This window comes from Acinetobacter amyesii, from assembly GCF_023499985.1.
GTDB lineage: Bacteria > Pseudomonadota > Gammaproteobacteria > Pseudomonadales > Moraxellaceae > Acinetobacter > Acinetobacter amyesii.
In genome coordinates this window covers 68,459-77,839 of the sequence record NZ_JAMCOU010000025.1, presented here as the reverse complement: position 1 = coordinate 77,839, position 9,381 = coordinate 68,459, and the positions used below count along the sequence as shown (strand labels likewise).

The 9,381-nt window shown below is 36.8% G+C and carries 10 protein-coding genes and 1 rRNA gene; 2 read left to right on the top strand and 9 right to left on the bottom strand.

Going from position 1 to position 9,381, the window contains the following annotated elements:
* Positions 1-99: ribosomal RNA gene (gene rrf / locus M5F03_RS06570) — 5S ribosomal RNA — on the top strand; the annotation flags it as partial.
* Between the two features lie 253 nt (positions 100-352).
* Complete coding sequence (locus M5F03_RS06565; RefSeq protein WP_078193881.1) at positions 353-793, top strand: hypothetical protein; 441 nt, start codon at positions 353-355, stop codon at positions 791-793.
* 11 nt (positions 794-804) lie between these two features.
* On the opposite strand, the gene M5F03_RS06560 is transcribed toward M5F03_RS06565, so the two are convergent.
* The 9 genes from M5F03_RS06560 to M5F03_RS06520 all read right to left on the bottom strand — a co-directional run bounded on the left by M5F03_RS06560 (position 805) and on the right by M5F03_RS06520 (position 9,279).
* Positions 805-1,236: a roadblock/LC7 domain-containing protein gene (locus M5F03_RS06560; RefSeq protein ID WP_078193880.1), complete on the bottom strand. Its 432-nt coding sequence runs from the start codon at positions 1,234-1,236 to the stop codon at positions 805-807.
* Positions 1,237-1,246: 10 nt separating this feature from the next.
* Positions 1,247-1,783, bottom strand: a complete 537-nt coding sequence (locus M5F03_RS06555; RefSeq protein ID WP_078193879.1) for a GTP-binding protein — start codon at positions 1,781-1,783, stop codon at positions 1,247-1,249.
* A 9-nt stretch (positions 1,784-1,792) separates the two neighbouring features.
* Positions 1,793-2,752, bottom strand: a complete 960-nt coding sequence (locus tag M5F03_RS06550) for a hypothetical protein (RefSeq protein WP_078193878.1) — start codon at positions 2,750-2,752, stop codon at positions 1,793-1,795.
* A 52-nt stretch (positions 2,753-2,804) separates the two neighbouring features.
* The gene (locus tag M5F03_RS06545; RefSeq protein WP_078193877.1) at positions 2,805-3,164 is read right to left on the bottom strand and encodes a roadblock/LC7 domain-containing protein; all 360 of its coding nucleotides are present in this window, start codon (positions 3,162-3,164) and stop codon (positions 2,805-2,807) included.
* 481 nt (positions 3,165-3,645) lie between these two features.
* Positions 3,646-4,230, bottom strand: coding sequence for a lytic transglycosylase domain-containing protein (locus tag M5F03_RS06540; protein ID WP_180035696.1), 585 nt, complete (start codon positions 4,228-4,230; stop codon positions 3,646-3,648).
* A gap of 342 nt (positions 4,231-4,572) precedes the next feature.
* Positions 4,573-5,058: a GNAT family N-acetyltransferase gene (locus tag M5F03_RS06535; protein ID WP_249707570.1), complete on the bottom strand. Its 486-nt coding sequence runs from the start codon at positions 5,056-5,058 to the stop codon at positions 4,573-4,575.
* Between the two features lie 89 nt (positions 5,059-5,147).
* The gene (locus M5F03_RS06530; protein WP_249707568.1) at positions 5,148-6,347 is read right to left on the bottom strand and encodes an acyl-CoA dehydrogenase family protein; all 1,200 of its coding nucleotides are present in this window, start codon (positions 6,345-6,347) and stop codon (positions 5,148-5,150) included.
* Positions 6,348-6,377: 30 nt separating this feature from the next.
* The gene (locus M5F03_RS06525; RefSeq protein ID WP_249707573.1) at positions 6,378-7,664 is read right to left on the bottom strand and encodes an acyl-CoA dehydrogenase family protein; all 1,287 of its coding nucleotides are present in this window, start codon (positions 7,662-7,664) and stop codon (positions 6,378-6,380) included.
* Positions 7,665-7,905: 241 nt separating this feature from the next.
* Positions 7,906-9,279, bottom strand: a complete 1,374-nt coding sequence (locus M5F03_RS06520) for an ABC1 kinase family protein (RefSeq protein ID WP_180115533.1) — start codon at positions 9,277-9,279, stop codon at positions 7,906-7,908.
* Between the last annotated feature and the right edge of the window lie 102 nt (positions 9,280-9,381).

Below are 9,381 nucleotides of genomic sequence, written 5' to 3'. Positions count from 1 at the left end.
AGAGTGAACCACCTGATCCCTTCCCGAACTCAGAAGTGAAACCTCTTAGCGCTGATGGTAGTGTGGGGTTACCCATGTGAGAGTAAGTCATCGCCAGCTCATTATTCGAAAACACCCCCTGATATCTCAGGGGGTGTTTTTTTATGTGCGGGGAAAAATGGAAAGTTATCAAAATAGAAAAATAATAAGAGAAGCAAATTCAAAAAATAGGAAAACGAGAGATATTTAAAGAAAATAAAACTAAAATGCTCAATCCATCTATATCATTTTAAAATCTTTTGCTAATGAAAATGTGTAATAAATCAATATAATAAAATCGTTTGTTTCATTAATAATATATAGGGTATTTAAGATGTTTTTAAAAAAATTATTAACTATAGTTTTATTTGCATTTGTTTCTTTAAATACTACAGCTGGTGTGTATCAGGATAAACTAAGTGAATGTTTGGTAAATAAAATTTCAGCAGAAGAGAGTCAGAACTTAACGGCTTGGATTTATTTGGCATTTTCAGCACATCCAGAAATTTCTAAATATAGTAAAGTGACGTCCGCTGAGATGCAAAAAATAGATAAAAATATGGCAAATTTATTTCAAGATTTATTTACTAAACGTTGTAATGCTGAAATCAAAGCTGTTACAGAAAATGAAGGAACAAATGCTTTGGGTAAAGCATTTGAACTATTGGGGAATCGTGCAGCTGAGAACCTGATGAAAAATTCATTTGTTGAAAAACGTATTTCATCATTTGCACAATATTTTGATGAAGATAAAATGCGTGAATCGATGAAATAATTTGAATCGGACTAGGCGAATGTATTTGACAGTTGATATTCGCTTAGTTCATTACTCACTCTTTTTAAAGAATATAATAATTGCCCTAATAATACATTTTTTGATGTCAAGACAACTAATATCATGGGGTGCTGAGGGTGAGAGATCGCTGTGAGTAATGCTTTACCATTTTCAGCATCTAATGTAATGGTTTGACAACCAATTAAATTAATCTCGTTAGTAAAAGCTTGAACCATTGCTAAGATCGAACTGCTTACAGCTGCAAGTTTTCCAGAATTTTCAATATTTTTCTTTTCTATAGATTTTAATTCAAAACCATCAGTTGAACATAACATCATATATTCAACACCGGACACATCAGAAATTAACTCCTTCATGAGTTTATGTGCATGTTCAATAAGCTGTAGTGGTGCTGAACGTGTTGTACGAATTGCTGTATTCATAATATCTTCATTAGATTGAAAGTTGAACTTCGGCTTTTGCAATAAGTGCTTCTAGAATAAAAAGAATGTCTTTTTTATTTCTAGCATCGATATAAAAAATCGGGTGATGTATCTGTTGTGAATCCTGCCATTCTTTATAAAGTTTGGTGGATTTATACTGCGTACTGTCTAAATGTGTAATCGCGATGATGATGTTTTCATTATTTTCAGAAAAATAATTTAAATAATCATTCAGCTGCTGAATTGGATGGTCATGTGTATGATCAATCAAAATAATTGTACCAATTGCGCCGTTGCAAATGGTATTCCATATAAAGTTAAATCTTTCTTGGCCCGGCGTACCATATAAACCAAGTTTAGTACCATCGGCTAGAGTAAGTTCACCATAATCAATTCCAACGGTAGTCAACATTTTCTGATGCGCATTTTGATCCGTATTCAGCGCTTCTGTACTCAGTACAGGAATATCAGAAATACTTTGAATAGCAGTGGTTTTTCCGGCACCCATCGTTCCGGCAAATACGATTTTGTATTGCTGTAAAATCATAATGAAATTTTAGATTCCTAATTTTTTTCGAAGACTACGGAAAAAACTTTGTAGTGGATTTGAAGATTCTTGAGCTGTTTTTTGGCTATGATATACACTCGCCATGGCCGGTATCTCTTCTATGATTTGAGCTATGTGGCATGCAAATAAATAGCGATTGATAATGTTATGGCTCAAATGTATTTGTTCAGCGATATATTGAGTAGAACTACCTTCCATAAAAAAAGCGGATATTTTCAATAGTGATTGTCGCTCAGCACAATGTATAGGCTGTGGCCAATGCAAAAGTTTATAGTGGCTTGTGTAATTGGGGGGAGTATCATCTACGTAATCCCAAACAAATTGCCATAATCCATGCTGTAAATTTATTGATTCCAACCCATATTTAAAAGTGACAACTGTATTTGTATCTGCTGAAATGAGTGTGATTTCAGAATTTTGTGTGATTTGTATATTTTGTTCTATCCAAAACTCATTGCTTAAGTTATCAATGAGTGCGATTGGTTTTTGATCTAAAAGCAATAGTTGACGTTGATGTTTATTTAAATCTTTAAAAGCCTGTGAGATCTGGAGTGCATTTAATTTAGGTTTTGTGTCTTGAACAACAATAGGATTGGACACATTTACAGGATTAATGTCTCGGAACCTTAACGCAACTGAATGCTCTAACCAATGCTCAAATTGATTGGTATTTGTTAGGGGTAAAAACAGGGTATCGTGTTCGATTTGATTTGCTTTCAATTCATTTTTTTTAAGTTTAAGTATGATTAAAGCTTCGTGCCTTATTTTATTTATATTCGGCAGGTCGATAAAGTCATCATTGATTAATAGGACTTGGAGTTTCGAATCTGCAATGTTTGTCCAATGAATAGTAAAAGTTTCAGATAGCTTATTTGAAATAATAGATTTAATGTCATTGATAACATTTAGATTTAAGCCAAAGATAGAAATATATAATGTGCTATTCACGAAATGGTCCAGAAAAACTGGGTTATTTCTTGTGAAATAACCCAACTTTAAATTAAGAAAAATCTAATTCTTTTTCGAAATGTTTAAGTTCATGGCGAGCCATAGCAAGGTTTGATTTACTACGGTCTAAGACGAGGTAAAGAAATAATGCTTCATTTGAGTCGAGTGGGCGGATTAAGTGATATTGTTTACCCAGAGTAATTAGAATGTCTTCAATAGAGTCATTTAAATTCAACGCTTTGGCAACTTTACGCTTTGAGCGTACAACTTCAGTATTACCAGCAGCAGCTAATTCTAAATCGATGTCGTTATTGCCTTGTGTTGCCATAGCAAGGCCACTTTCGCTGTCAACCAAAGCTGCAGCAATAAAACCGTCAATGTCTGTTAAAGCGTTTAAAGATAATTTGGCCATTATTAACCCCAATAAATTATATGTTAATCAGTAATATAGTTTTACTGACCTATATGATATTAGCTAAAAATAATGAATAAACAATGCTAAAAAAATCAGCTGGTTGATTATTGTTAATTATAAATAAAGTAAAAATGGTTTTTAAACGATTCTTGGCTGCTAATAGTTGTAGGATTCTGTAGAATATTTAAACCTTTTATAGAATTGTTGTATATGAAATTCAATTAAGGTTGTTGTTTTATAAGAGTTTTTTTATTAATAGATTTAATGTATTATTTCATTAATTTAATATACAAAAACGATTGTATAAGATTAAATAAGTATTAAATATCTGTGCTGTTTGTTTGTTTATTGCTCATTAAAATACATTATATAATATTATTCCAAAATCTATATTTGTGATATAAGTCTATTAAATTCAAATATTTGTGATATATGTTAAAAGTTCAATCCTAGGTCAATAGGATTGAACTGTACTTTATTACAATGCACTTTTTAAATTATTTCGATGTTGTTTCACTTGTTTTGCATAACGTTTGCCTTGTTTTTTCATTTTTCGATTGGTGTTATAAGCGGTAGGTCCGACATTATAGTAGGCTAAAGCTTTTGGCATGCTGCCAGCGGCATTTTTATATTTAGTTAAAATAAATGACCCACAATTAATATTGGTTAATTCGTCATATAAATCCCCAGGGCATGTTGCTTGCCAATAACGTGGCATCACCTGAGTTAAACCGACTGCACCTGCAGGTGAACTGACATAAGGGCGAAAAGTTGATTCTTGGCGAATAACAGCAGCCAGTAGTAAAGGATCTAAGTTGTATTGATCAGCAGTTTGCACAATGTAGGGTGACACTCGATTTGCAGTTTCAGGATTGACTGAATAGGCCTTTTGGATCCCTGATGAAAGTTTAACGGCACGTTTTTCTACAGAGCCACCACCGAGTGATGAACATCCAGAAATCAGGGTTAAAGATATAATAACAGTTGAAAATTTTAAGCTGTGAGCGCTTAGGAGCGACGAAAGATGAGTTGAAAGGCGAGTTTTATTCAGTACATTCTGCATTTATATTCACTTTAAAATAATCATGGCTAAGTGTAATTACTAAAGCGATATTATGAACTGGAGACTTAGAGGTCAATATTTTCTTAAGATGCTCTGTACAGTGAAATTGTAAGAATTGATGGAAATGTACTCAAATTACATAATTATTTAAGTGAAGAGAGAAAAACAGACAGCATTACTTGTGTCAGTATTTCTCTCTTGACATGGTACTTATTAAGATTGTGGGGACATTCAAATCCCGAGAACTTTAGTTATAAAAAACTAGAATATCCACTCATGAAATATCCCTATTTGAAAAAGCTATAACTTTTTTCAGAGGTATGAATGGAATCTAAGTATAATTTAAAGTGTTTTAAGCATCCAAATTTCGCATGCTTGGCTATGACCTGTATTGCCCTTGGGAGCTTGTAAGTGTTGAAATCCTACTTTTTCATAGAGTTTTACCGCTTGTCCAAGTGTATGTGTAGTTTCTAAATAACACGCTTTAAAATTATGATCTTTGGCGAATTGAAAACAAAGTTCTAAAATATCTTTGGCTAAGCCATGACCACGTAATTCAGGCATAAAATACATTTTTTGGATTTCTAAAATGCTTGAATCTCCAGCTAAAGGAGAAAGGCCGCCACCACCTAAAATTGTACCGTGTGGATTTTCAATAACCCAATATTGTGCATTTGCTTGCGCATAGACGTGATATAAATCATCTAAAATTGGATCTGCAACGGCAAATCCTGATTCAGGTGCTAATCCAAATTCTTTGGAAACTGTGCGAATGACATTGGCAATGCTTGCATTGTCTTCAAGTTGAAGTGGTCGGATCTGAAACATAATGATCGAAAAACAAAAAGATGGATTGTTTATAGACTGATCCTATATAAAAATCCATCTTTAAGTTTCAAATTGCTCAAGCAAAGTAATTATTTTAATTCGCTTGAACTTTTACCCAGTTCACGTCGTGCAACGATTAATTGTTGAATTTGCTGTGTTCCTTCAAATATATCAAGGATTTTTGAATCACGTGCCCATTTTTCCAATAATTCATCTTCGTTATAACCAACAGCCGCTGCGAGCTCTACACATTTTAATGTGATTTCATTACCTACACGGCCTGCTTTCGCTTTAGCGATGGATGCTTCACGTGAGTTAGGTTTTTTGTTGTCGGCCATCCATGCGGCTTTGAGCATGAGGAGACGTGCTGCTTCCCAGTCTGCTTCCATACGGTAGATTTGTGCAGCAATATTCGAGCTTTGTAAGATGGGTGTTGAATACTGCTCATCTAGTTCATCTTTAAAGATTTCTTTAATTCGCTCTAAAGATGCCTTTGCACAGCCAATAGCCATCGCAGCAACGAGTGGGCGAGTATTATCAAAAGTTTCCATTACCCCAGCAAAACCCTTAGCTACATCAATTTCAGCATTGCCTAATAAGTTTGCAGCAGGGACACGACAATCAACAAAACTAATAGCAGCCGTATCAGAAGCTTTAATACCCAATTTATGTTCTAGGCGTTCTACAGTCATGCCTGGTGTACCTTTTTCAACAACAAAGGATTTAATCGCTGCACGACCTAATTTTTTATCTAGGGTTGCCCAAACCACCACGGAATCAGCACGTTCACCCGAGGTGACAAAGATTTTTTCACCATTGAGGATGTATTCATCGCCATCTTTCGTCGCTGTTGTCTGAATAGCTGCAGAATCAGAGCCACAATTGGGTTCTGTAATGGCCATAGCGGCCCAAGTTCCTTTTAAGCGTTCTAGTTGTTCATCATTGGCTACTGCTGCAATAGCCGAATTTCCAAGCCCTTGTCGAGGCATACTGAGCAACAGGCCTGTATCTCCATAGCACATCTCGATGATACTGAGGGCTGTCGACATATTGACACCGTTTTTATTACCCGTGTCTGTGTCGCCACGTTTATTGACGGCGGCACCTGCATTCATGCCGTCACCGCCATCATTCATACCGTCGACGAGGGAAGACAACATGTCTAATTCTTTCGGGTAGGCATGTTCGGCTTTGTCATATTTACGTGAAATAGGACGTAGAACATTTAAAGCGACTTCATGGGCTTGGTCGATCAGCAATTTAAATTTTTTCGGATTTTGTAAGTTCATGGACATTTCCTTGTTTTTTATTTTGCTGAATTACGCATGTAAGCCAGATTGAAGAATCGCTGTGGCACGTAAGTCTCGATACCAACGTTCTACGGGATGTTCTTTGGTAAAGCCATGACCACCTAATATTTGCACGCCATCAGTCCCAATTTTCATCGATTTTTCAGCACATAGCACGCGAGCTAAATAGGCTTCACGATGAAAGGGCTTGCCAGCTTCGGCTAGACTTGCTGCGTTTAGGATGAGCATATGCATGGCATCAATTTCGATTGCCATATCTGCAATCATAAATGCCACACTTTGACGATGTGAAATTGGCTCTCCAAAAGCTGTACGTTCGTTTGCATATTGAATGCAATATTTTTTGACTGCAGTTGCGGTACCAACAGCCATGGCACACCACATTAAATTGCCAAGATCGATAAATGAGATGTAATTGAAATCTTGATCGCCTAAGCGTTGGGCAGGGGTCTGATCAAATTTTAAAGTTACCGTTTCAGTGGCTTTTAAGCCCATAGCTGGTGTTTTTTTAGCGCTAATGCTCTGGTCACGTTGCACAATAAAAACTTCAGGCTGCCCATTGAGCATGGCACTCACCAAGAGCACATCTGCCTGTTCACCTAAAAGGACTAAGGTTTTCTCCCCACTGATTTTATACTGCTGGCCATCAGCAATCGCCTGAGTTTTAAGTTGATAGGGATTAAATGCCGCCGTTGCCTCTTGAACTGCAAAGCTTGCACGGAGGGTTGAATCATCTGCAAATGTCGCTAAATAGGTTGCTTGAACAGATTCTGAACCCCATTGGGTGATGGCATTGATACAGCTAAACGTCGACAGTAAACCTGCTGTTAAACTAAAGTCACCTTCAGCTAGTTGTTCAGCAATTAAGATATTGCTAATGATGTTTTTTTCTGCTGCAACGCCACCCAAATCTTCAGGTAAGGCATAATAATTTAGACCTAGATCTTGGATATGTTGCCATAACGCTTCAGGAAATTTTTCCTCTTGATCGGCTTGATGAGCAAGTGGATACAAAACTTCTGTGGCAAACTGCTGCATCGCATCAGCAGTCATTTGCTGTTCTTCAGTCAGGTTTAAATCAAATAATGATTTTTGTTGATTTGGCAAACGTTGCTTATGCACACCTTTGTTGGTCTGAAATGCTTTTTGTGTCTGGCTCAAGGTTTTAAAACCAGCTTTTGAGCTTTGATACAAAGATTTTTCAACAAATTTGCGCAGTTTAAACTGATCGAGTACATCACTTCCGGCAATTTTCGTTAAAAGTGAGAGTCCAAATCCTTGTGCCTTGTTTACCATGTTGGTCATTGTTGTTTTCCATTTGCGTTGTTCTTATTTAATGCTGACATGCCAAAGATAGAAAAACCATGTCATAAATGACATGCATGATTGTCAAAGATAAACGGCGAGATTAGGTGGGATTTGATAGCTAAATGATTAATTAAGAATAGAAAAGTAAAAAGGCTTAAAAGGATTTTTATTTTAAAATTGACTTGGCTGACATTTGAGTCAGCCAAGTCTTGAAGTGTGCATTGAGTGATTATTGATATTTTTGAATCATACGACGAACATTGGTTTTCGCTTCAATGACGGTCATAAAGGTATATGCACCGATAAATTTACGGCTGATAAACATAAACTCTTTAGGTGGAACTGAGAAGTAGCGAGATGCCATCGATTTTGAAGCTTGTTGCATTACACGGCTATGTAATTGGCTTTTTTTCCAGTCATAGCGTTGTTGTTCGTCCATAACACCAGCAGGGATGTCTGGGTTATTTTCAGTGCTACTAAATGCCTCTGTTGCTAACAGAAAGACTTTGGCCATATCGGGTTTAATACTTTGTGGAATACCATCAAAGAACTCATAACCTGTCATCGCTTTGACCATTTGCTCAGCGCTATGGTGATAACCCGCGGTAATCAAATTACGCGCAACGCTTAACAGATGCTCATCGAACTGACGGATCGCACCGAAGTCGAGGAGTACGATTTTATCGGGCACATCCGCACCATTGCCCAAACGGACCAAATAGTTTCCGAAGTTAGGGTCGGTTTGCATTTCCCCCCATTCAAAAATTTCGCGTACGGCAATTTCAAGTGATGCTTCACCTAAGGCATTACGGCGCTCTTGAGGAAGTGATAGCATTACAGGGCTATTAATCGGCACACCACGTTCAAAGGTCATACACAGCACTTGAGGTGTTGAATAACCTTCAATGATTTGCGGCACGATATAGCGTGGGTCTTCTTTTAAGCGTGCTGCAAAACGGCGAGTGGTATCTGCTTCGATTTTATAATTTACTTCACGATGCATCATTTCACGAACTTCATCAAACCACTGATCAAATTCACGCGTTTGAGGCACCATTCGTGTCAGTTTGAGCATGTTTTTGAATAGATTCATATCCGAATCGATTGCATCTGCCACACCCGGATACTGGATTTTTAAAACCAGTTCTAAACCATCAGATTTACGTTTTGCACGGTGAACTTGTGCCAAAGACGCAGTGCCAAGTGGCTCATGATCAATCACGAGATCATCAAGTTTTGAGCCTAGTTGATTTTGTAATTGGACTTTAATGGCTGGCCAAGCCAATGCAACTGTTTGATTGTTCAAGGTGTTGAGGGCTTGGGTGATTTCTTCAGGCAGAAAATGTTCACCATACAATGCCATCATTTGCCCGATTTTTACAATCGAACCTTTTAATTTACCAATTTCTGCGACGAGATATTCGGCCTGATCTTTCATGGCTTTTTTACGCTTTTTCTCTTTTTCTTCCTCACTCGAAAAAATAGAAGTGGCGTTTGATGCTGCCCAACGTGTTCCCGCAAGTAGCGATGCCTTTGCGATAGATAAGCGTCGATCCATAGAAGACGTTTTCAAGTGTTTGAGCTTATCGTTCTGATCTGACATGTAAATTAAATCCTTTAATCAGCAATTCGCAGAAAAATACATTGTAGCTAATTTTAACGTTTCTTAACGTATTAAAATAGTTCAACTTACTGAATATGCAGT

Bases quoted from the DNA above. Each gene is read 5' to 3' on its own strand.
- M5F03_RS06520 (WP_180115533.1), bottom strand. From the start codon at position 9,279: ATGTCAGATCAGAACGATAAGCTCAAACACTTGAAAACGTCTTCTATG.
- M5F03_RS06555 (WP_078193879.1), bottom strand. From the start codon at position 1,783: ATGATTTTACAGCAATACAAAATCGTATTTGCCGGAACGATGGGTGCC.
- M5F03_RS06530 (WP_249707568.1), bottom strand. From the start codon at position 6,347: ATGAACTTACAAAATCCGAAAAAATTTAAATTGCTGATCGACCAAGCC.
- M5F03_RS06540 (WP_180035696.1), bottom strand. From the start codon at position 4,230: ATGCAGAATGTACTGAATAAAACTCGCCTTTCAACTCATCTTTCGTCG.
- M5F03_RS06535 (WP_249707570.1), bottom strand. From the start codon at position 5,058: ATGTTTCAGATCCGACCACTTCAACTTGAAGACAATGCAAGCATTGCC.
- M5F03_RS06545 (WP_078193877.1), bottom strand. From the start codon at position 3,164: ATGGCCAAATTATCTTTAAACGCTTTAACAGACATTGACGGTTTTATT.
- M5F03_RS06525 (WP_249707573.1), bottom strand. From the start codon at position 7,664: ATGGTAAACAAGGCACAAGGATTTGGACTCTCACTTTTAACGAAAATT.
- M5F03_RS06560 (WP_078193880.1), bottom strand. From the start codon at position 1,236: ATGAATACAGCAATTCGTACAACACGTTCAGCACCACTACAGCTTATT.
- M5F03_RS06565 (WP_078193881.1), top strand. From the start codon at position 353: ATGTTTTTAAAAAAATTATTAACTATAGTTTTATTTGCATTTGTTTCT.